The organism is Kitasatospora indigofera (assembly GCF_014655955.1).
GTDB lineage: Bacteria > Actinomycetota > Actinomycetes > Streptomycetales > Streptomycetaceae > Kitasatospora > Kitasatospora indigofera.
Window position 1 is genome coordinate 60982 of the sequence record NZ_BNBO01000011.1, and the last position, 21226, is coordinate 82207.

Here is a 21226-nt window from a genome sequence, read left to right on the forward strand (position 1 = left end):
GAGAGCGCGCGGTCGGTCATCTCAAGAATTGCCTGAACCATGGATCCTCCACGACTGCGAAGACGGATGCGTTTGGTCGATCCAGCGCTGGCGAGATCTCGTGCCGAAAACCTATCGAACACGTCCTAGGTTGTCTAGACCAAGTTTGATCTTCGATCTCATGTTCTGAGAATGCCGAGGTCAGAAGGTGTGCAATGCATTCCCTGGGCGCCCTCCGGCTGCTGCCGGGAAAAGCGGACCGATGAATTCCGGCAGCCCGAATTGACCAGTACGCCAGATTTCAGGCGTGTGACGTGGTGTGTCCCACCGTCAAGCGGATACCGGTGTCCGGGTCTCGCCGCGAGAGCGCCGGCATTGGCGCCGGGTGGAATATGGCAGGTGCGGATCAAGCCGGTGGGTCCGGCTCCGCCGGTACGTGGAGCCCGCCGTGCGCCGGCGATTCCGGCAACGAAAAAGCCCCAGGTCGTTGACCTGGGGCTTCACTGAAGAGCGGGCGACGAGAATCGAACTCGCGCTATAAGCTTGGGAAGCTCATGTTCTACCATTAAACTACGCCCGCCTGATGAGCCGTCACGAGACCGCTCGATCCACGATCACTCTACCCCATCGCCGCAGGTGCTTGTAGCGCCCTGCCGGATCGCGCCGTGACGCCGGCGCCGTGGCGGGCGGGCCCGCGCGGCGGGGGTGTGCGGGAGTCGGGCGGGAGTCGCGTCGGAGCACTCCCGGGAGGGGTGCGGAGGCGTACTGTTCTGGTCGCGCGGAGAGTCCCGGAGGCGCCTTCCCGGGGCGGCGAGCCGCTGTGCGGAATGTCCGGAAGATCCCCTAATGTGTCGCTGTCCCGCGAGGCGAATCCCGTCGGGACGCCATGAGCACGGGGGAAGAATGGGAAGGGGACCGATGGAGCAGCGCGCCGTCGTTCGTTGTGCCGAGGGGCACCTGTTCAGCACCACCACGTTCCCGATGCAGAATCTCGGCCCGGCGCGGCTGGGCCCCGGGAGACTGATCCGGTGTCCGCAGTGTGGACGGATGCGCAGCTCGGTGCTCGCCGATGTGCGGGAGCTGTCGGAGCCGCAACTGGAGCGGGCGCTGCGGCTGGAGGCCGCGGAGTTCCTGGCCTGAGGCCGGGTGAGGGCGGTGCCGGGCCCCGGGCGGATTCGTCCGGGGCCCGCCCGTGCACGTAACCTCGAAGCGTGCTGCTCTCTGACAAGGACATTCGAACCGAGATCGACAAGGGCCGGGTCGTCATCGACCCCTTCGACCCTTCGATGGTCCAGCCCTCCAGCATCGACGTCCGGCTGGATCGTTTCTTCCGGGTGTTCGAGAACCACCGCTACCCCCACATCGACCCCTCCGAGGAGCAGCCGGACCTGACCCGGCTGGTCGAGCCGGAGGGTGACGAGGCCTTCATCCTGCACCCGGGTGAGTTCGTGCTGGCGTCGACGTACGAGGTCATCTCGCTGCCGGACGACGTCGCCTCGCGGCTGGAGGGCAAGTCGAGCCTCGGCCGGCTCGGGCTGCTGACGCACTCCACGGCGGGCTTCATCGACCCCGGGTTCAGCGGGCACGTCACGCTGGAGCTGTCGAACGTGGCGACGCTGCCGATCAAGCTCTACCCGGGCATGAAGATCGGGCAGCTCTGCCTGTTCCGGCTCTCCTCGCCGTCCGAGCACCCGTACGGCTCCGCACGCTACGGCTCGCGCTACCAGGGCCAGCGCGGCCCGACGGCCTCGCGCTCGCACCTGAACTTCCACCGCAGCCAGGTCTGATCCGGGCAGAGAACGCAGCAGCGGGCGGTCACCCCTCGGGGGGTGGCCGCCCGCAGGCGTTCCCGGGCCGCCGTCACCGGCGCGGGCCCGGGCGGCCGGTACGGCTCAGGCGCGCTTCGGGCGGGTGACGGCGGTCAGTTCGCCGCCGTCCGCGGAGAGCCGCAGTTCGGTGCGGAGCTCGGCGAGCTCCCCCAGGTGGTGCAGGTGGGTGCCGCCGCAGAAGATCTGCGCGGGGCCCTCCGGCAGCTCGCAGTGCCACTGGCGACGGGCGGTCAGCTCGGGGCCGGGGGTCTCGACGCGCACCGGCGCGTCGGCGGCGACCCAGGCGGCGAGCAGGTCGTTGACGGTCTCGGTGACGGCGGGCAGGGCGTCGGCGAGGGCGGGCAGCTCGTCGGTGGCCTCGGCCGTGAAGCCCTTCTTCCTGAGCGACTTGCCGAGCCGGTAGGTGTCGGTGCTGGCCTCCGTGTCCATCACCGAGGAGGCCATCGCCAGACTGTCGAAGTCGGGGTTGCCGAAGGCGTCGGCGCGGCCCGGGTCCTTGCGCCAGCGCGGGGCCAGTGCGGCGTTGAGGGCCAGGGCGAGCAGGTGGCACCCGCTGTGCGAGGCGCTGAGGGCGGCCCTGCGGCCCGTGTCGACGGCGAGGGCGGCCGGACGGCCGACGATGTCGCCCGGGTCGTCCGTGAGCACGTGCAGGACCAGCCAGGACCACTGCTCGTCGCCGCGCCGGACCGGGATGTCCGGGCCGGCCAGCAGCTCGCCGCCGTCCGGGCCGAGGGCGCCGGTCAGGCAGTCCACGACGGGCCGCCCGACGCCGTCCACCGTGAGCGTCCCGGTGTCGGCGGGCTGGTCCGGCCAGGTGTGGTCGAGCGGGTGGAACGGCGTCGCCGCGGTGACGACGGCGTACCGCCCGTCGGCCAGCCGCTGGACGGCGAGGACCGGGGATTCGCCGGTCACCGCCCCGGCCGGGAAGCTGACGTGTGTGGTGGGGAGGGTCATGCGGGCTCCGTGCACTGGTGCGAGGGTGGGTGGGAACGGCTCCGAGGAGCTGGAAGCGGGGCGGGCCCCGGTGCGCGCGGCCCGCCCGGCCATTCTCCCCCCGGACGCGGCCCCGCACCGGGGCCCGCCCGGACCCCCGCGTCCACCCCGCCCGCACCCGGCCAGCGCCCCGTCCGGACCCTGCCGGGCCCTCAGCCCAGGGTCGGCAGCTTGATCAGGACGAGCAGCGCCAGCAGCTGCAGCGAGGCGGCCCCGGCGGCCTTGCCCCACGGCAGGTCGTGGATCCGGCGCGCCATGGTGGTCAGCAGCCCGGCGCAGAGCAGCCAGGTGACCCAGCCGACCACCTGGACGACCAGGTTGTCGGCCGGCAGGAAGAGCGCCAGCAGCAGCCGCGGCGCGTCGGTGGTCCAGCCGATCAGGATCGCCAGGCCGACCGTCGAGCGCCACGGGCCGTCCCCGCCGAACTGCCGGGCCAGCGCGTACGTGACGGCGCCCAGCATGCCGCCGGCGAGGGCGAAGACCACCGCGGAGGCGGCGAGGGCGGACAGCGCGACGGTGAAGGTGGAGCTGAGCACGTCGTCGCGGGTCAGGCCGAGGCCGAGCACGGCGAGCACGCCGTAGAGCAGCGAGACGCAGAGCGCGGGCAGCCAGACCTGGTGGTCGCGGGCCCGGTCGAAGGTGGCCGAGGGCGAGCGGTAGATGCCGGTCAGCAGCTCGCGCCAGCGCGGGCGGGGCCCGGACACCCGTGGCGCGGACTGGCCGCCGGCCCGGTAGACCGCGACGTTGTCCTGCCCGTACTCGGGGCCGTGGCCCTGCTGCTCGTACCCCTGCTGGTCGTAGCCCTGCGGGCCGTAGCCGTCCTGCGGGTACTCCGGCGGGTACTGCTGCGGATACCCCTGCGGGGGGCCGTCCTGGCCGCCGGGGTACGGGTCGCCGTCGCCGACCGGGAAGGCCCGGGTGTGGCCGGGCTGGTCGGCGCCGTACGGGTCGTAGCCGCCGGAGCCGGCCGCGGGGCCGCGGCCCTGCGGCGCGGTGAAGTACTCGGGTCCGTCCGCCTGCCCGTACTGCTGCTGCGGATTCCCCCCAGGGGGCGCCGTCCACCTGCGGGGATCGGCGCCCTGACCGTTGTCGTATCGATTGCCAGCCACGTTCCGAAGGTACCGGTCCTTCGGCCCCCGCGGCGGTCGATCAAGGCTCCGGGGCCGGATTGCAGCGACTCTGTGACGGGCCGTCCGCGGTCGCCCCGCCTCCGACGGCCGGGCGGGAGTGCTTCGGCGGGGCCGGGTGCCTGCCCCGCCGAAGCGCTCGGCCTAGTGCTGGGCGCCGACCCGCGGTGCGTGGACGGCGGCCGCCGCGGAGGCGCCGGCCGGGCAGCCGCCCGGGCCCGCGGTGGTCCGCACGGCGCCGACCGGCAGCAGCGTGCCGCAGGCGATCCGGATGCCGTTCGGCAGTTCGTTGTCGGCCTCGACGGTCGCGCCGTCGCCGATCACGGCGCCGTCCAGCGAGGTGCGGGCGCCGATGACGGCGTAGGCGCCGACGATGGAGTCCTTGACGAAGGTGTCCGCGGCGATGGTCGCCCCCGGGAGCACCACGCTGCCCTCGACGATCGCGCCGGCCTCGACCACCGCGCCCTCGGAGACCACGGTGCCCGAGCTGAGCACGGCGCCGGGGTGCACGCTGGCGCCGGGCAGCAGCAGCGCGTCGCCGGTCGGGCCGGGGACGGCGGGGGAGTCGACCTTGCCGAGGACCAGGTCGGCGGAGCCCCGGACGAACGCGGCGGGGGTGCCCAGGTCGAGCCAGTACGAGGTGTCCACCACGCCGCGCAGCAGCGCGCCGGTGGCCAGCAGCTCGGGGAAGGTCTCGCGCTCGACCGAGACCTCGCGGCCGGCCGGGATGCGGTCGATCACCGAACGGGTGAAGACGTAGCAGCCCGCGTTGATCTGGTCGGTGACGATCTGCTCGGGCGTCTCCGGCTTCTCCAGGAACTCCAGCACCCGGCCGTCCTCGTCGGTCGGGACGAGGCCGAAGGCCCGCGGGTCCTCGACCCGGGTGAGGTGCAGGGTGACGTCCGCGCCGGCGGCCACGTGGCCGTCCCGCAGGCCGGCGATGTCGACGCCGGACAGGATGTCGCCGTTGAAGACCAGGACCGGCTCGTCGGGGCCGCAGGTCAGGCCGGAGGCGGCGTTGCGGATGGCCCCGCCGGTGCCGAGCGGCTCGCGCTCGGTCAGGTAGACCAGCTCGATCCCGTACGGGGTGCCGTCCTGGAAGTGGTCCTCGAACACCTCGGCCAGGTAGGACGTGGCGAGCACGACCCGGGTGACGCCGGCCGCCGCGGCGCGGGCCAGCTGGTGCGCGATGAACGGGACGCCCGCCACCGGGAGCATGGGCTTGGGGGTGTGCGTCGTCAACGGGCGCAGTCGCGTGCCCTTGCCGCCGACCAGCATGATCGCCTCGGTCATGGTCTGCCCTGTTCCCCTTGTGCTCCGGTGTGGCGCCGCCGATGGTGCGGCCGCGGCCTCCGCTGGTGATGGTCCCGCCCGGTCCGTCCGGGGGTGGGACAGACCCGCACGGCGCGGGTCAGGCGCCTACTGTATTTCCTTCCCGCGGCGGCCCGGTCAGGCGGCTGCCCGATTGGCGGGACGTCCAGCCGGACGAGGCCCCGGCCGCGGCCCGGCGCGGCCCCGGAACGACCGCGCCCGGCCGACGCCGAGGAGGCGTGGACCGGGCCCGGTGAGGGCGGCGGGCCGGCGCAGATCTTGTAGCAGAACTGTCGAACGGCGCCCCGCCCGGCCCGGCCCGCACGGGTGGCGGGCCGGGCCGGTACGGCTCAGGCGTCGACGGTCTCGGCGGCCGCCTCGGCCGTCGGCGCCGCCTTGACGGACTCCAGCAGCAGCTGGGCCACGTCGACCACCTTCAGGTGCTCCTTGGCCGCGCCCTCGTTCTTCTTGCCGTTGGCCGAGTCGGAGAGCATCACCAGGCAGAACGGGCAGGCGGTGGAGACGATGTCGGGGTTGAGCGACAGCGCCTCGTCCATCCGCTCGTTGTTGATCCGCTTGCCGATGCGCTCCTCCATCCACATCCGCGCGCCGCCGGCGCCGCAGCAGAAGCCGCGCTCCTTGTGGCGGTGCATCTCCTGCTGGCGCAGGCCGGGGACCTTGTCCATGATCTCGCGCGGCGGGCTGTAGACCTTGTTGTGCCGGCCCAGGTAGCAGGGGTCGTGGTAGGTGATCAGGCCCTCGACCGGGTTGACCGGCAGCAGCTTGCCCTCGTCGATCAGGTGCTGCAGCAGCTGGGTGTGGTGGATGACCTCGAAGTGGCCGCCCAGCTGCGGGTACTCGTTGGCGATGGTGTTGAAGCAGTGCGGGCAGGTCGCGACGATCCGCTTGACCGGGGCGTCCTCCAGCGCGGCGTTCAGCGTCTCGACGTTCTGCGCGCCGAGCATCTGGAAGAGGAACTCGTTGCCCAGACGGCGGGGGGAGTCGCCCGAGCAGGTTTCCTCCTTGCCGAGGATCGCGAACTTGACGCCCGCGGTGTGCAGCAGCTCGGCGAAGGCCTTGGTGGTCTTCTTCGCGCGGTCCTCCAGGGCGCCGGCGCAGCCGACCCAGTAGAGGTACTCGACCTCGGCCGGGTCGATGTCCTCACCGATCACCGGCACCTCGATGCCGGTCTCCTTCTTGAGCTCCTTGACCCAGTCCAGGCGGGCCTTGGTGGCCATGCCCCACGGGTTGCCCTTGTTCTCCAGGTTCTTGAGCATCGTCCCGGCCTCGGTCGGGAAGGAGCTCTCGATCATCACCTGGTAGCGGCGCATGTCGACGATGTGGTCGATGTGCTCGATGTCCACCGGGCACTGCTCGACGCAGGCGCCGCAGCTGGTGCAGGACCAGAGCACGTCCGGGTCGATGACGCCGTTCTCCTCGGCGGTGCCGATCAGCGGGCGCTCGGCCTCGGCCAGCGCGGCCGCCGGGACGTCCTTGAGCTGCTCGGCGGTGGCGGTCTCGTTGCCCTCGGCGTCCTTGCCGCCGCCGGCCAGCAGGTACGGCGCCTTGGCGAAGGCGTGCTCGCGCAGGCTCATGATCAGCAGCTTGGGCGAGAGCGGCTTGCCGGTGTTCCAGGCGGGGCACTGCGACTGGCAGCGGCCGCACTCGGTGCAGGTGGAGAAGTCGAGGATGCCCTTCCAGGAGAAGTGCTCGACCTGGGAGACGCCGAAGACGGCGTCGTCGGCCGGGTCCTCGAAGTCGATCGGGGCGCCGCCGCTGGTCATCGGCCGCAGCGCGCCGAGGGCGACGGAGCCGCTCTCCTCGCGCTTGAAGAAGATGTTGAAGAAGGCGAGGAAGCGGTGCCAGGCCACGCCCATCGACGGGTTGACGCCGATGGTGGTCGCCCAGGCGAAGGAGATGCAGATCTTCAGCATCGCGAACAGGTAGATCAGGTTTTCCAGCGTGCCGTGCGAGAGGCCCTTGAAGGCCAGCACCAGCGGGTACGAGACCAGGTACGCGGCCTCGTAGGACTCGACGCCCGCCAGGGCGCCTTCCAGGCCGCGGAGCACCATGATGCAGATGCCGATGCCGAGGATCGTGTACTCGACGTAGAAGGCCTGCCAGGCGATCGAGCCGGCGAAGCGGGACTTGCGGCCGGCCCGGCCGGGCAGGCTGAGCAGCCGGATCACGATCAGGGTCGCGATGCCGAGCGTGGTGAGGGTGCCGACCAGCTCGGTGAAGATCTCGAACGGCAGCCAGTGGCCGATCACGGGGATCGTCCACTCGGCGTCGAAGAGCTGCCCGAAGGCCGTGACCAGGGTGGTGATCAGGGTGAAGAAGCCGACCGCGACGAACCAGTGGGCGACGCCGACGACGCCCCACTGGTTCATCCGGGTGTGGCCGAGGAACTCGACGGCCACCGTCTTCGCCCTCAGCACCGGGTTCCCGGTGCGGGTGGCGTCCGGCGAACCGGTCTTCACCACCTTGTAGATGTACGCGGCCGCACGGGCGGCGAGCGCGGTGCCGATCACAGTGGTGACCAGCGAGATGACGATCGCTGCTAGCTGCATCGGCTCTCCGTCTCCTGCGGCTGGGGTCGAGCTGTGTATAGAGGGGTCCGACCGATTGTACTCATCGGTAACTTGCAGGTGGACCTCGGCGGAGACTATCGCTCGTTAACGCCCGTTCAGAAGATGCGCAAGGTATGGCGGCAGTCACTAAGGGCTTACTCACCTGTTTGGTTGAGGCTCTCCCGCCTCCGGGGCGCTGCCTTGTCGGAGCTCGCTCGCCTCCGGGACGCTTTGATCCGGCGCCGACACTCGTCGCCTCGTCGGTCGCTCCGCTCCCTCCCGCGCTCGCCCTCCTGCCCGCCGACGGGCAGGAGGGGCCCGCCCTTTCGGCGCCGGCGCGTCCCTTCGGCCCGCTCGCGGGGGTGGCCTTCCGCCGGCCACCGCGGCGGGGGGTGCGCGAAGGGATTGGGGCCTTCGGCCGGCGGGGGTCCGGGGCGGGGTGCTCGTGCGGGTGGCGGGGTGCCGTCGGTGGGTGCTTCGCGGGGTGGCGGCCGGAGTTGGCGGCCGTCGGCGGGGCGGGAATGCGTGCTGGTCGGGGCCGGTGGGGCGGCGTGGCGCGGGGTGGCGTACAGATAAGCGCGCAGTAAAGTTGAGTGGCGACGGCTCAAGCCTGTTGACGCTCCCGATCTCGTCAGGCATGCTTGAGCCCGTAAAGCTCAACTCTTCCGTGGAGGTATTTACGATGGCACGCGCGGTCGGCATCGACCTCGGTACGACGAACTCGGTCGTCAGCGTTCTGGAGGGCGGCGAGCCCACCGTCATCACGAACGCCGAGGGCGCTCGGACCACGCCGTCCGTCGTCGCCTTCGCCAAGAACGGCGAGGTGCTGGTCGGCGAGGTCGCCAAGCGCCAGGCGGTCACGAACGTGGACCGGACCATCCGCTCGGTGAAGCGCCACATGGGCACCGGGTGGAAGGTCAACCTGGACGGCAAGGACTTCAACCCCCAGCAGATCTCCGCCTTCATCCTGCAGAAGCTCAAGCGGGACGCCGAGGCCTACCTGGGCGAGACGGTCACCGACGCCGTCATCACCGTTCCGGCGTACTTCTCGGACTCCGAGCGCCAGGCCACCAAGGAGGCCGGTGAGATCGCGGGCCTCAACGTCCTGCGCATCGTCAACGAGCCGACCGCGGCCGCGCTGGCGTACGGCCTCGACAAGGACGACCAGACCATCCTGGTCTTCGACCTCGGCGGCGGCACCTTCGACGTCTCCCTGCTGGAGATCGGCGACGGGGTCGTCGAGGTGAAGGCCACCAACGGTGACAACCACCTCGGTGGTGACGACTGGGACCAGAAGGTCGTCGACCACCTGGTGAAGGTCTTCCAGGCCGGCCACGGCGTCGACCTGTCCAAGGACAAGATGGCCCTGCAGCGTCTGCGCGAGGCTGCCGAGAAGGCCAAGATCGAGCTGTCCTCGTCCTCCGAGACCTCGATCAACCTGCCCTACATCACGGCCTCCGCCGAGGGCCCGCTGCACCTGGACGAGAAGCTCACCCGGGCGCAGTTCCAGCAGCTCACGGCCGACCTGCTGGAGCGCTGCAAGACCCCGTTCCACAACGTCATCAAGGACGCGAACATCTCGCTCTCCGAGATCGACCACGTGGTCCTGGTCGGCGGCTCGACCCGGATGCCGGCCGTCGCCGAGCTGGTCAAGGAGATGACCGGCGGGCAGGACGCCAACAAGGGCGTGAACCCGGACGAGGTCGTCGCCATCGGCGCCGCCCTGCAGGCCGGTGTCCTGAAGGGCGAGGTCAAGGACGTCCTGCTGCTCGACGTCACCCCGCTGTCCCTGGGCATCGAGACCAAGGGCGGCATCATGACCAAGCTGATCGAGCGCAACACCACGATCCCGACCAAGCGCTCCGAGATCTTCACCACGGCCGAGGACAACCAGCCGTCCGTGCAGATCCAGGTCTACCAGGGCGAGCGCGAGATCGCCTCGTACAACAAGAAGCTCGGCATGTTCGAGCTGACCGGCCTGCCCCCGGCCCCCCGTGGCCTGCCGCAGATCGAGGTCACCTTCGACATCGACGCCAACGGCATCATGCACGTCGGCGCGAAGGACCTCGGCACCGGCAAGGAGCAGCGGATGACCGTCACCGGTGGCTCCGCGCTGCCGAAGGACGACATCGAGCGCATGATGCGCGAGGCCGAGCAGTACGCCGAGGAGGACCACAGGCGTCGCGAGTCGGTCGAGACCCGCAACCAGGCCGAGCAGCTCGTCTACTCGACCGAGAAGTTCATCGCGGACAACACCGACAAGCTCCCGGCCGACGTCAAGACCGAGGTCGAGGCCGCGATCACCGAGCTCAAGGAAGCCCTCAAGGGTGAGGACATCGCGGCGATCCGCGAGGCCACCGAGAAGGTCTCCACCACCGCCCAGAAGCTCGGCACGGCGCTCTACGCCAACGCCGACGCCGCCGGTGCGGCCGCCGGTGAGGGCCCGGCCGCCGGTGCCCCCGAGGACGACGTGGTCGACGCCGAGATCGTCGACGACGAGAAGCCCAAGGGTGGTGCGGCATGACGGAGAAGCCGCAGGGCGCTGAGCCCGGCGACGACTCCGCCGCCGAGGAGGCTGTCCTGAAGGCCGCCGAAGAGGCGGTCTCCGGCGGCGCCTCGGAGGAGCTCGCCGCTGCCAAGCGTGAGCTGGCCGAGCGCACTGGTGACCTCCAGCGCCTCCAGGCCGAGTACCAGAACTACCGCAAGCGGGTCGAGCGGGACCGTCTGACGGTGCGCGAGATCGCGGTCTCCAACATCCTGGAGAGCCTGATCCCGGTGCTGGACGACATCGGCCGGGCCCGCGAGCACGGCGAGGTGACCGGCGGCTTCAAGTCGGTCTCCGACAGCCTGGAGACGGTCGTCGCCAAGCTGGGCCTGCAGCAGTTCGGCAAGGAGGGCGAGCCCTTCGACCCGACGATGCACGAGGCGCTGATGCACAGCTACTCCTCGGACGTCACCGAGGACACCTGCGTGCAGATCCTCCAGCCGGGTTACCGGATCGGCGAGCGGATCATCCGCCCGGCGATGGTCGCGGTCGCGGAGCCCCAGCCGGGCACCCAGACCACGTCCGGGCCGGACGACGCCGACAAGGCGGCGGACGCCGACGCCGACAAGGCTGACGGTGGCGCGGAAAGCTGACACCCTGTGCGCTGCGGAGTCGTACGTCGTCCAGTACGGCGAACGGCTCCGCAGCGCCGTATCCACGGGTGGTCCCGGCGGGGCGGACAGTGCCGCCGGGACCACCCGGGGGTACCACGGATCTATTGACTCTGGGAGGTGGCGGCAGCCATGAGCGGCAAGGACTACGTGGAAAAGGACTACTACAAGGTCCTCGGCGTGCCCAAGGACGCCTCCGCAACCGAGATCAAGAAGACGTACCGGAAGCTGGCGCGGGAGTTCCACCCCGACGCCAACAAGGGTGACGCCAAGGCGGAGGACCGCTTCAAGGACATCTCCGAGGCCTACGACGTCCTCTCGGACGACAAGCGCCGCAAGGAGTACGACGAGGCGCGCACCCTCTTCGCCAACGGCGGCTACCGGGCCGGCGGCCCCGGTGCCGGCAACTACAGCTTCGACTTCGGCGACCTCTTCAGCGGCACCCAGGGCGGTGCCGGTGGTGGCGGCGGGATCGGCGACGTCTTCGGCGGCCTGTTCGGGCGGGGCGGCCGTCAGGCCCAGCCGCGCCGCGGCGCCGACGTCGAGACCGAGGTGACCCTCAGCTTCGAGGAGGCGGTGGACGGCGCGACCGTGCCGCTGCGGATGACCAGCCAGGCGCCCTGCCGTTCGTGCAGCGGCACCGGGGCGCGGGCCGGCACCACGCCGCGGGTCTGCCCGACCTGTGTCGGCGCCGGCACCGTCAGCCGGGGCCAGGGCGCCTTCGCGCTCTCCGAGCCCTGCCGGGACTGCCGCGGCCGCGGCATGATCGTCGACGACCCGTGCCCCGACTGCCACGGCAGCGGCCGGGCCAGTTCGGCCCGCACCATGCAGGTGCGGATCCCGGCCGGGGTCCAGGACGGCCAGAAGATCCGGCTCAAGGGCAAGGGCGCCCAGGGCGAACGCGGCGGCCAGCCCGGCGACCTGTTCGTCCTGGTGCACGTCGACCCGCACCCGGTCTTCGGGCGCAAGGGCGACAACCTGACGGTCAGTGTGCCGGTGTCCTTCCCCGAAGCGGCGTTGGGCGGCACCATCGAGGTGCCGACGCTGAAGGGGCCGGCGGTGAAACTCAGACTGCCCGCGGGGAGTGCCAACGGCCTCACCCTGCGGGCCCGGGGCAAGGGCGCCACCCGCAAGGACGGCACCCGCGGGGACCTGCTGGTCACCGTGGACGTCGTGGTACCGCAGCACGTCACCGGTGACGCGCTGACGGCTCTGGAGCAGTACCGCGAGGCCACCGCCTCGGACGACCCGCGGGCCGCCCTCTTCCGGGCGGCGGAGGGAGCGTGACCAGCACATGAACCGTGACTCGATCGGCGTCGGCCTCGGCGACGGCCTCCCCGGAGGCCCCCGTCCCGGCCGGCCCACCCGCAGCCCGGCAGGCAACCCCGCGTACGTGCTGACCGAGGACACCCCGGTCTACGTCATCTCGGTCGCCGCCGAGCTCTCCGGCCTGCACCCGCAGACCCTGCGCCAGTACGACCGGCTCGGCCTGGTCTGCCCCGACCGGACGGCCGGGCGCGGCAGGCGCTACTCCGCCCGGGACATCCAGCAGCTGCGCGAGGTGCAGCGGCTGTCCCAGGACGAGGGCATCAACCTGGCCGGGATCAAGCGCATCATCGAGCTGGAGAACCAGGTCGCCGCGCTGCAGTCGCGGATCACCGAGCTGGCCGATTCCCTGGAAGGCGCCGCGAGCGCGCTCCAGCAGCGCGAGGCCGCCGTGCACGCCTCCTACCGCCGGGACCTGGTTCCGTACCAGCAGGTCACGCAGTCCAGCGCACTCGTGGTCTGGCGGCCGAAGCGGTAAAGCCGGCATTGTCATGGGCAGGTCGCCGACGGTCTATTCCACCGACCGTCGGCGGCCTTCGGCCGTTCCCGAACTTGTTCTGCGCACAACATCTTTCTTGCTCTCCACACCGAAAAGCCGGATCGTGGACGGTAGTGCCAAGCGTCAACTCCTATACGGTATTCACTGGTATCAGGGTGGGTGAGTACGGCCGATCTTCCAACTATCGGCCTGGCGGGGGTCAAGGAGCCATAAATGGGCGGCACCGATGAGCCAGGAGTGACCGAGGGCGGACTTGGCGTTCTGTCCGCGGGCGCCCGGACGCTCTACCTCTCGGCGGTCCGGTCGGGAGGCCGGCTGGTCCCGGCCGAGTCGGGTTGTGACGGCACCAGCCAGTTGCGCGAGCTGGTGGAGATCGGCCTGCTGGTCCCCGACATGGACGACCCCGGGGTCCTGGTGGCGGTCGACCCGCGGCAGCTGACGGCCGGCCTCTCGGCCGCCTGGCAGCGCAAGGCACTGGAGCTGCTCAGCCGGTCGATGGCCCTGCCCAGCGACTTCCAGCAGCTCAGCCAGGCCTACAGCGAGGTGGGTGCCGACCCCCGGGAGGGCGGCCCGGTCGAGCACCTGGTGGGCAAGACCGAGATCAACCAGCGGCTGTCGGCGCTCTTCGAGGGCAGCACCAAGGAGATACTCAGCGCCCAGCCCGGCGGCGGGGCCAGGTCGTTCCCCACGGAGGCGGCGATAGCGCTCGACGTGGGCATCCTGCGGCGCGGGGTGTCACGGCGGACCATCTACCAGCCGAGCACCCGCTACTCGGCGCCCACCAGGCACTACGTCACGGCGATGACGGCCGAGGGCGGCCAGGTCCGCACCCTGGACGAGCCGTTCACCCGGCTGATGATCATCGACCGGACGGTGGCGGTCATCCCCGGCAGCGGCGACACGGAGCGGGCCGCCTTCATCCGGGACGAGGCCGTGATCGGCTACCTGCTGAGCCTCTTCGAGGGCTGCTGGGAGCGGGCCATACCCTTCCTCGGCAACGGGGACGTGCCGCCGGAGGTCGTGACCCGGCTGCGCCGCAACATCGTGCGGATGATGCTGCAGGGGGTCGGCCACCGGGTGATCGCCCGCAACCTGGGCCTCAGCGAGCGCACGCTGGCGCGGCACATCGCCGAGCTCCGTGAGGAGTACGACGCCGAGACCCTCTTCCAGCTGGGGTGGAAGCTCTCGGAGAGCTTCCACCGGCTGCCCGACGGTGACGGCGACCTCGACGACTGACCCGGTGCCCCGGGATCACGTCCAGATGAGGTCGCCGGTCAGGGACTGCGTGGCGGGGCGGGGGGTGGCGACGGTCCAGATCAGGTCGCCGTCGCTCGCCGGTTGCGGGGCCGGCTGGGGCGCCACCGTGACGGTCTCGACCGGGTTGGCCGGGACGGACCGGTTCCAGATGAGGTCGGCGCTCGCCGGACCGGAGCCGACGAAAAGGGCCGCTCCGGCGAGGAGGGCCACGGTGACGAGACGACGCGCCTTGCGCACAAGACCACTTCCTTCAAGATCAGGCCTACATGACTACTGCGGTTCACATTCGATCGACTGTGCCCGCCGTTGTCCAGGAACGGCAATCGATTCTGCCGGATTCCTGATCCTCAATCTTTCGAAGCGAAGCTAACTCTGGCAGACGGTCGGCGGCAGTAGTAGGGCGGGGGGCTGTCATCTCTCTGCCAGGCAGCCAGATGACACCGCGTGACAGTGGACGCCTTTGTGGTGCTTGTTGGACGATCAGCTCATGGTTTCCGCAGACCATACCAGGCATATCGCCACATATTGATCCGTCAACCAAAACTCAACACTGGCATCCGAATGCCGTGAGCGTCGGTCACCGCCAGCCCGAAAGCCCGCAGGCCGACCCGAGCCCCCGCTCCGGCCGGCCATTCCCCCGGAGTCGACATGAGTGAGCCCTACCAGCGCGATCACGCCGGTCATGCCCCCGAGGGCCGGCGAGCCCGAGTGTTCCTCGCCGCGCCGTTGATGCGACTGACCGGGCCTGCCGACAGCGTGGTGACCCTGGCGAGCCGGACCAGGCTGACCACGCTCCGGTCCACGCTGCTGCGCAGCGGTGCCGCCGTGTACAGCGCCCACCACAGCGACGCCTGGACGGTGGCCGGCCGGGCGCCCGAGCCGCGGGTCCCCTCCGACTTCCGCGCGCTGCAGACCGCCGACCTGGTCTTCGCGTACGTCGGGGCGCCGCTCAGCGCCGGGGTCAGCCTGGAGCTCGGCTGGGCGTCGGCGCTGCGCAAGCCGGTCGTCCTGCTGGTCGACGAGGCGATCACGCACAACCCGCTGATCGCCACCATCGAGCAGGTCGCCCCCGTGCTGCCGCTCGTCTTCGACGACACCTGGTCGCAGGAGGCCCTGCGGCACACCGTGGAGACCGCGCTCGACTGGGCCGGCATGGCGCTCTCCCTGCGCGAGGGCTTCTGGACCGCCCCCGGCGAGCACTTCACCATCCCGCGCCAGCAGCCGCCGGCCGTCGGACCGTTCGACTTCTGGGCCACCGGCGCCGCGACCGGCTGACCCCCGGCACCGGCTTCCGCACACCGGGTCACACCCCGGCTCCCCGCACCCGCCGGCCCGGCCGGAAGAGCCACTCGGCGCCGTACCGCTCCCGCAACCCCGGGCGGCGGCCGGCAACCGCACGCTCGCCAGGCCCTCCCGACTGCTGATCACCCACCGGGTCACCCCCCGGGACGGCAGCCGCCCGAACCGGACGCCGGCAGACCGCCCGCACCCGCTCCCGGTGCCGGGCACCACCCGGCGGCTCCGCGCGGCCCGCTGACCGCCCCGCGTGCGGCGCACCGGCAGGACACCGACCGCCGGCAGGACGCCGATCACGCGCGGGACACCGATAACCGTCGGGACACCGGCGACCGTCGAGGCGGCGAAGACCGCCGGGACGGTGACCGCCGCCGGAAACCGCCGCACCGCCGTCCGAACCCGCACCGCCGTCCGAACCCGCAGTGCAGCCCGACCCCGCAGTGCCGTCCGAACCCGCAGTGCAGCCCGAACCTGGACCGTCACTCCAACCCGTGCTGCCCGGCCGGGTGCCCGTGGCCCGGCGGGACGGCCGGGCAGCGCCGCCGTGCACGCCCGACGGCCGACCGCCCCCACCCGGGCGAGCCGCCGGTGGACCGGGTCCGGGCCGTGTGCCGTCCGTCCCGGCGTGCCGGTCCGGCCGTCCGGCGGGGTGGTGGCGGTGCGTTCACTCACCCCGGCCGCCCCGCATCAGCCAGCCCAGCTGGAAGAGCGTCTGGGCGCCGTGCCGCTCGCGCAGCCGCGCGATGTGGGCGGCCACGGTGCGCTCGCTGAGGCCGAGCCGGGTGGCCACCGCGCGCTGGGTGAGCCCGGTGGCGAGCAGGCGGCCGACGCGGTCGGCGGCCAGGCGGGCCGCCCCCTTCGCCGCCGCCGGCTCCCACTCCACCGAGTCGGCCCGGGCCCAGTCGCGTTCGAACACCGCGACCAGGAAGGCCACGGCGGCGGGGTCGGAGATGAACGCGGCCCGGCTGTGGTCGTCGGCCGCGGGCACCACGGCGATCGACCGGTCGACGATGATCATCCGCTGGAAGGGCTCGTCCAGGACCCTCAGCCGGGCCCCGAGCCGGGTCACCTCCAGCGCGTAGTCGGCGGCGCTGCCGTCCAGGACGGCCGTCGGCTGGTACAACGTGCGCAGGCTCCGGCCGCTCAGCAGCAGGGGGACGTCCTGACGCAGCGCCAGCGCCATCGTGGTGGCCTCGCGGGTGCCGGGCTGCGCGGTGAGCAGCCCCTCCTGGCAGTCCGAGAGCAGCTCCGCGATCCGGTGCCGGATGGCCTCGCGGCCCTGGACCAGGGTGGTGTCACCCGGCTGGTCGGGCAGCCGGGGAACGGCGTCGTAGGCCTTCGTCAGGGTGTCCAGCGCGGTCGGCAGGCCCTCCGCGCGGACCAGCAACCGGGTCGCCTCGGAGCGGAGTTCGGCGCCGAGCCGGTCGGTGACGGCGCGCGGGCTGACCGCGTTGTACGAGGCGTCCACCGCGTTGGGCATCAGCAGGCCGGTGTCGAGGAGCTGCCGCAGGGCGGGCTCGGCCGCGGGCGCCACCGCGCTGACCGGTATCCGTCCGCCCTCGGCCAGGATCGCGAGGTACAGCTGGCGGGCCGCCTCGTCTGGCACGCCCGTGCCCTGGCCGGCCGTCGGATCCGCGGTCACTCGAACAACTCCCTGCCGGATGTCCCTCAACGTCCGATCATGATCGCAGGGCTCATGCATGTCCGCGATCAAGGACTCCGCCGCCGGCGGCCCCCCGGGCCGGTCGTGCGTCGGCACGCCCGGCCCCAGGGGCCCGCCGGTGAACGCCAAGCGCACGGCGCTTCCGGTGAGGCGGAGCAGCAACGCCTCACCGGTCCCGGAGCCGGGAAGCCATCACCACACATGGCTTCCCCCCGGTGCTCCTCCCCCGTGGGCGCCGGCACGGACGTACCGGGCGCACCCATGCGAAGAGCAAGTCGCCATCATCGGGCTGCGATTGCCCGGACGACTTGGCGTGTATCCACCATCACAGTGTGTCGGCCGGTGAACAAGTGGCGCCTGATTGCAGGTTTCCGCAAGTGCAGGAACTTGCAGATGACGACAGTGCGGCCCCGGGGGAAATTCACCGCGTTCCGCGCATTTCCGCATGCCGGTCCGACCGGCCGAACGGTCATTCGGTGCAGGAGTTCGCACGACACTACGCCTTCCCCCCCTCCGCGCGGATTTCCGCCACCGCCGGAGGGCCGCCCGGGGCCGCCGGCCGGCGGCCCCGGCGGCGATGCCCGGTCACCACCCGTACAGGCGTTGTTCCGGCGGTCGTCCCGGCGCCGTCGCGCGCCGTGGGCAGGGTGCTGCGTGTACGAGTCGGACGGCGGTGGAACGAAGTGGCGTCTCCGGGTCGGGAGTGGTTTGATCCGGAGTGCTGTGCGTCATGTTCTGTGGGGGAGTGGGCTTTTCATGGGGGACTCGCCGGTACGCCGGAGACCTTGGGCAGGCGGCGCCGCGACGGTGTTCTCGGTCGCGGCACTGGCGGGCGCGGCGGGCGCACTGCCCGCGCTGGCCGACAGCTCCCGGGCCTCGTTCACGGTGACCGCCGCCGCGCGCACCCTGGTCGCCCCGTCCGCCGGCGGCGAGGGCGGCTTCTCCGACCTGCTGGTCTCCTTCGCGGCCGACGACGGCAGCAGCCCGCTGGCCGGCGTCAAGATCGTCGTCGACGGCCGGCAGCTGGCCCGCCTCGCGGAGCTGAGCCTCCCCGCGTCCTGCGCCTTCACCGACGCCGAGCACCTCCAAGCGCTCTGCGCACCGGGGGACTTCACCGGCGGCGGGCACCTGACGCTGGGCGTCCGGGCCGCCCAGGGCGCGCAGGCCGGCGCGACCGGCAAGGTCCTCTTCAGCGTCACCGCCGGCAACGCCGTGGTGAACCACGCCGCCGGACGGGACGTCACCGAGGTGCGCGTCGGCGACGGCCCCCAGCTCTCCGTCGCCCGGCTGCCGGTCCTCACCCGGACGAAGCCGGGCACCGCCACCACCCTCACCACCGGCCTCACCAACCAGGGCGACCGCGACGCCCGCGGCGTCCTGCTGTGGTTCCGGATACCCGAGGGGTACGCCCCGGCGGCGGCCTTCGGGGACTTCGCCAACTGCCGCTACCCGGACCGCGGGGCCGGCCTGGTGCTCTGCCGCCTCGACGACACCGTGGTCCGCCCCGGCGAGGTGCTCCGCCCGTCCGTGCCGGTGACCCTGCTGGCCGGCGACGACCCGCGGGACGGGCGGTTCGAGTACGGCGCGGACGTCGCCGGCGGCCCGACGGACCGGCAGCTCACCGCCGCCCAGGGCGCCGGCCGGCCGGGCGCCGGGGCGCCGCTGACGCTGACCGCCGGCCCGGCCGGCGGCTTCGGCGACGAGGCCGCCTCCAGCTACCTGCAGACCGGCCGCCGGTACGCGCTGGCGGCCGTCGCCACCGATGTCACGGGTGTCCAGGGCGCGACCGTGCCGGCCACCTTCGCCCTGCGCAACGACGGGGACGCGCCCGCGGCGGTCCGCGACGGGCGGACGGCGGACGGCGACCCGTCCGGGCTGCTGGTGAGCTTCCCGTCCGGGGTCCGGATCGCCGGCGCCCCGGCCGGCTGCGCCGGGCGGCCGGCCGAACCCACCGTCTTCCTGTGCGCCCGGACCCGGACCCTGGCGCCCGGGGAGTTCGAGGCCTACACCTTCCAGTTGCTGCTCGCCGAGCCGCTGGACCGGGCGCCCGGCCGGGCCTCGGTCGAGGGCCAGGCCCTCGCCGGCGCCGCCCTGTTCACCGTCACCTCCGGTGCGGCGCCGGCTCCCACCACGATCCGCAGCTGGACCGCCGAGCCCGGGCCCGCGCTGCGCGCCGTCGCCCCGGCCGTGGAGGAGACCGGCCCGGAGCCGTCCACGGGGCCGCCTGCCGCGGTGACCGTGGCCCCGGCAGCGCCGTCCCCGACCTCGCAGGGCTCCCTCGGCGCCGGCCTGGCCGAGACCGGCGGGGGCACCGGCGGGCTGTCGCTGGCCGCCACCGGCGGGCTCGCCGTGGGCCTGGGCCTGGGGCTGATCGGCCTGGCCGCCCGACGCCACTGGGCCGGCGGCCGGGGCTGAGCGGGCCGCGCCGAGCGGGCTGATCCGAGCGAACGGTGCCGAGCGAACGGTGCTGACCGGCCGGTCGGAGCGCCGGCCGGCCCCGGCCCGTCGACCTCCGGGTGCCCGGTGGCGCCGCCGCCCGCCGGAGGTCCGGTGACCTCGGCCGCAGCTGGAATTGCCGGCGGCCCGGGATTTCCTCCCCGGGGAGTACGGGAGGTTCCCGTTTCACCGTCCTCGCCGGAATTCCGGCCGGTGTCCGGCATTCCGAACGGCGGTGGCCGCCCGCCTGCCCGGAGGAATTCCCGCGGAAGCGGCCGGCGCCGGCGCAATTCCCCGGCGCGGCCGTGCGGGGTGCGGCCCGGCCGCCCGTCCTACCACCAGTACGCGGGGTAGCGGGCCGTCCGGCCGCTGCGCCCGGCCAGGACGCCGACCAGCACCAGCAGGACGGTCGCCAGCGCCAGCAGGCCCAGGAACCGCAGGGCGGGCGGCTGGGTCAGCACGACGATCACCGAGGTCGCGGCCGCCGGGGAGTGCGGCGTCCGGGCCGCCGCCATCGCGCCGATCGCCAGGCCGCCCGCGACGGCGGCCGTCCACAGCGAACCGCCGCCGACCGCGAGGGCGCCGAACCCGACCAGGGCCGACACCAGCTGTCCGCCGACGACACTGCGCGGCTGGGCGAGCGGCAGCGCCGGCGCGGCCAGCACCAGGGCGGCGCTGGCGGCCAGCGGCGGGATCAGGACGGGCAGGTGCAGGACCTTCCCGACGGCCACCAGCAGGACCAGTCCGGCCACGCCGCCGGCCGTGGCCACGGCGAGGAACGCGGCCGGGGGCCGGGCCGGCGCCTTGCTCGCGAACCTGGTCCTCGCCGGGCGGCGCCGGGGCCCGGCGGCTTCGGCGGCCGTGGCGGTGGCCGCGGCCGTGGTGGGGGCCGGGGCGGTGGCGGCCGTGCTGGGGGCGTTGGACATGGCGTTCCCTACGTCGGGGGTCCGTGACCGACTCAAGATAATGTATGAACCGGAGAACTTGCATTAGTAATGGTCGGAGTGCCCGCCCGCCGGGACGGGTGCCCGGCCGCGGTACCCCGGGCGCCCGTGCCGGGCGCGGGATGATGGGGCGATGGACGGCGGTGGCACGGTGGACACGCAGGCGCGGGCGCAGGACCGGGCGACGGCGGACGGGATGCCGCTCACGGGCGAGCCCCTCGCCCTTGAGCTGGTCAACACCACCTTCGTCCGGGGCGGGGTCCGGGGCGTCCTGGTGGACGCCCTGCGGACGCCGGAGGACCTCGGCGACTGGCTGGCGGCCCGGGCTCCGCTGTTCAGCGAGCCGCTGCGGGCCGGACTCGCCGGGGCGGCCGTGACCGGGGCCCAGGTGGCACGGTTCCGCGAACTCCGCCAGGCACTGCGGGACCTCGCGGCGGCGCTGGTCGCGGGCGAACGGCCGGCCGACGCGCCGGTCGCCCTGCTGAACAGCTCGGCCCGGCTGGCCGTCAGCTGGCCGGAGTTCGAGCCCGGGTCCGGCGGGCCGGCCCGGACGGTGACCCGGTGGTCCGAGCCGGACCCGCTCCTGGCCGCGCTGGGCGAGGTGGCGGTGGCCGGCGTCGGACTCCTCGCCGGGGAGGCGGCCGGGCAGGTCAGGGCCTGTCCGGCGCCCGGCTGCATCCTCTACTTCGTGAAGAGCCACGGCCGCCGGGAGTGGTGCACGGTCGGCTGCGGCAACCGGGTCCGGGTGGCCCGGCACAGCCGGCGGCTGAAGGGCGACCCGGCCTGAGGCCCGTCCGGTGACTCCACCCGGACCGGCCGGTGAGGCCGGGCCCGGGGGCC

General features: G+C 72.7%; 15 protein-coding genes, 1 tRNA gene and 1 pseudogene. 9 read left to right on the forward strand and 8 right to left on the reverse strand.

Going from position 1 to position 21226, the window contains the following annotated elements:
* Positions 1-488 precede the first annotated feature (488 nt).
* Positions 489-559: transfer RNA gene (locus tag IE329_RS12815), tRNA-Gly, on the reverse strand.
* A gap of 631 nt (positions 560-1190) precedes the next feature.
* On the opposite strand from IE329_RS12815, the gene dcd reads away from it, so the two are divergent.
* Positions 1191-1766: a dCTP deaminase gene (gene dcd, locus IE329_RS12825; protein WP_073929122.1), complete on the forward strand. Its 576-nt coding sequence runs from the start codon at positions 1191-1193 to the stop codon at positions 1764-1766.
* A 105-nt stretch (positions 1767-1871) separates the two neighbouring features.
* Here dcd and IE329_RS12830 read toward each other — a convergent pair whose 3' ends face one another.
* The 4 genes and pseudogenes from IE329_RS12830 to IE329_RS12845 form a co-directional block, all read right to left on the reverse strand.
* Positions 1872-2762, reverse strand: coding sequence for an alanyl-tRNA editing protein (locus IE329_RS12830; RefSeq protein ID WP_190210966.1), 891 nt, complete (start codon positions 2760-2762; stop codon positions 1872-1874).
* 191 nt (positions 2763-2953) lie between these two features.
* Positions 2954-3910: a Yip1 family protein gene (locus IE329_RS12835; RefSeq protein ID WP_190210967.1), complete on the reverse strand. Its 957-nt coding sequence runs from the start codon at positions 3908-3910 to the stop codon at positions 2954-2956.
* Positions 3911-4156: 246 nt separating this feature from the next.
* Positions 4157-5221, reverse strand: a pseudogene (gene manB, locus IE329_RS12840) (mannose-1-phosphate guanylyltransferase); the annotation flags it as partial.
* 368 nt (positions 5222-5589) lie between these two features.
* Positions 5590-7809, reverse strand: a complete 2220-nt coding sequence (locus IE329_RS12845) for a (Fe-S)-binding protein (protein WP_190210969.1) — start codon at positions 7807-7809, stop codon at positions 5590-5592.
* A 682-nt stretch (positions 7810-8491) separates the two neighbouring features.
* On the opposite strand from IE329_RS12845, the gene dnaK reads away from it, so the two are divergent.
* The 5 genes from dnaK to IE329_RS12870 all read left to right on the forward strand — a co-directional run bounded on the left by dnaK (position 8492) and on the right by IE329_RS12870 (position 14026).
* Positions 8492-10333 (forward strand): molecular chaperone DnaK, encoded by a 1842-nt coding sequence (dnaK, locus tag IE329_RS12850; RefSeq protein ID WP_190210970.1) that lies wholly within the window; start codon positions 8492-8494, stop codon positions 10331-10333.
* Entirely contained in the window at positions 10330-10947 is a 618-nt protein-coding gene (gene grpE, locus IE329_RS12855) for a nucleotide exchange factor GrpE (protein ID WP_190210971.1), read from the forward strand. The genes dnaK and grpE overlap by 4 nt, the downstream gene beginning before the upstream one ends.
* A gap of 150 nt (positions 10948-11097) precedes the next feature.
* Positions 11098-12252, forward strand: a complete 1155-nt coding sequence (dnaJ, locus tag IE329_RS12860) for a molecular chaperone DnaJ (protein ID WP_190210972.1) — start codon at positions 11098-11100, stop codon at positions 12250-12252.
* Between the two features lie 7 nt (positions 12253-12259).
* The gene (locus IE329_RS12865; protein ID WP_190210973.1) at positions 12260-12769 is read left to right on the forward strand and encodes a heat shock protein transcriptional repressor HspR; all 510 of its coding nucleotides are present in this window, start codon (positions 12260-12262) and stop codon (positions 12767-12769) included.
* A gap of 234 nt (positions 12770-13003) precedes the next feature.
* Positions 13004-14026, forward strand: coding sequence for a hypothetical protein (locus tag IE329_RS12870; protein ID WP_190210974.1), 1023 nt, complete (start codon positions 13004-13006; stop codon positions 14024-14026).
* Positions 14027-14041: 15 nt separating this feature from the next.
* Here the strand turns inward: IE329_RS12870 and IE329_RS12875 are convergent, their stop codons facing one another.
* On the reverse strand, positions 14042-14284 hold the full coding sequence (locus IE329_RS12875; protein ID WP_190210975.1) for a hypothetical protein: 243 nt from the start codon (positions 14282-14284) through the stop codon (positions 14042-14044).
* 411 nt (positions 14285-14695) lie between these two features.
* Between IE329_RS12875 and IE329_RS12880 the strand changes: the two genes are divergently transcribed.
* The gene (locus IE329_RS12880; protein WP_190210976.1) at positions 14696-15322 is read left to right on the forward strand and encodes a TIR domain-containing protein; all 627 of its coding nucleotides are present in this window, start codon (positions 14696-14698) and stop codon (positions 15320-15322) included.
* 685 nt (positions 15323-16007) lie between these two features.
* Here IE329_RS12880 and IE329_RS12885 read toward each other — a convergent pair.
* On the reverse strand, positions 16008-16985 hold the full coding sequence (locus IE329_RS12885) for a LuxR C-terminal-related transcriptional regulator (RefSeq protein ID WP_190210977.1): 978 nt from the start codon (positions 16983-16985) through the stop codon (positions 16008-16010).
* Between the two features lie 828 nt (positions 16986-17813).
* Between IE329_RS12885 and IE329_RS12890 the strand changes: the two genes are divergently transcribed.
* Positions 17814-19421 (forward strand): hypothetical protein, encoded by a 1608-nt coding sequence (locus tag IE329_RS12890; RefSeq protein ID WP_190210978.1) that lies wholly within the window; start codon positions 17814-17816, stop codon positions 19419-19421.
* A gap of 353 nt (positions 19422-19774) precedes the next feature.
* On the opposite strand, the gene IE329_RS12895 is transcribed toward IE329_RS12890, so the two are convergent.
* The gene (locus tag IE329_RS12895; RefSeq protein WP_190210979.1) at positions 19775-20368 is read right to left on the reverse strand and encodes an HPP family protein; all 594 of its coding nucleotides are present in this window, start codon (positions 20366-20368) and stop codon (positions 19775-19777) included.
* A 151-nt stretch (positions 20369-20519) separates the two neighbouring features.
* On the opposite strand from IE329_RS12895, the gene IE329_RS12900 reads away from it, so the two are divergent.
* Positions 20520-21173, forward strand: a complete 654-nt coding sequence (locus tag IE329_RS12900) for a CGNR zinc finger domain-containing protein (RefSeq protein ID WP_190210980.1) — start codon at positions 20520-20522, stop codon at positions 21171-21173.
* Positions 21174-21226: the final 53 nt, after the last annotated feature.

Coding starts and splice junctions, on each gene's coding strand:
- IE329_RS12830 (WP_190210966.1), bottom strand. CDS start 2,762: ATGACCCTCCCCACCACACACGTCAGCTTCCCGGCCGGGGCGGTGACC.
- IE329_RS12845 (WP_190210969.1), bottom strand. CDS start 7,809: ATGCAGCTAGCAGCGATCGTCATCTCGCTGGTCACCACTGTGATCGGC.
- dnaK (WP_190210970.1), top strand. CDS start 8,492: ATGGCACGCGCGGTCGGCATCGACCTCGGTACGACGAACTCGGTCGTC.
- grpE (WP_190210971.1), top strand. CDS start 10,330: ATGACGGAGAAGCCGCAGGGCGCTGAGCCCGGCGACGACTCCGCCGCC.
- dnaJ (WP_190210972.1), top strand. CDS start 11,098: ATGAGCGGCAAGGACTACGTGGAAAAGGACTACTACAAGGTCCTCGGC.
- IE329_RS12865 (WP_190210973.1), top strand. CDS start 12,260: ATGAACCGTGACTCGATCGGCGTCGGCCTCGGCGACGGCCTCCCCGGA.
- IE329_RS12870 (WP_190210974.1), top strand. CDS start 13,004: ATGGGCGGCACCGATGAGCCAGGAGTGACCGAGGGCGGACTTGGCGTT.
- IE329_RS12880 (WP_190210976.1), top strand. CDS start 14,696: ATGAGTGAGCCCTACCAGCGCGATCACGCCGGTCATGCCCCCGAGGGC.
- IE329_RS12895 (WP_190210979.1), bottom strand. CDS start 20,368: ATGTCCAACGCCCCCAGCACGGCCGCCACCGCCCCGGCCCCCACCACG.
- IE329_RS12900 (WP_190210980.1), top strand. CDS start 20,520: ATGGACGGCGGTGGCACGGTGGACACGCAGGCGCGGGCGCAGGACCGG.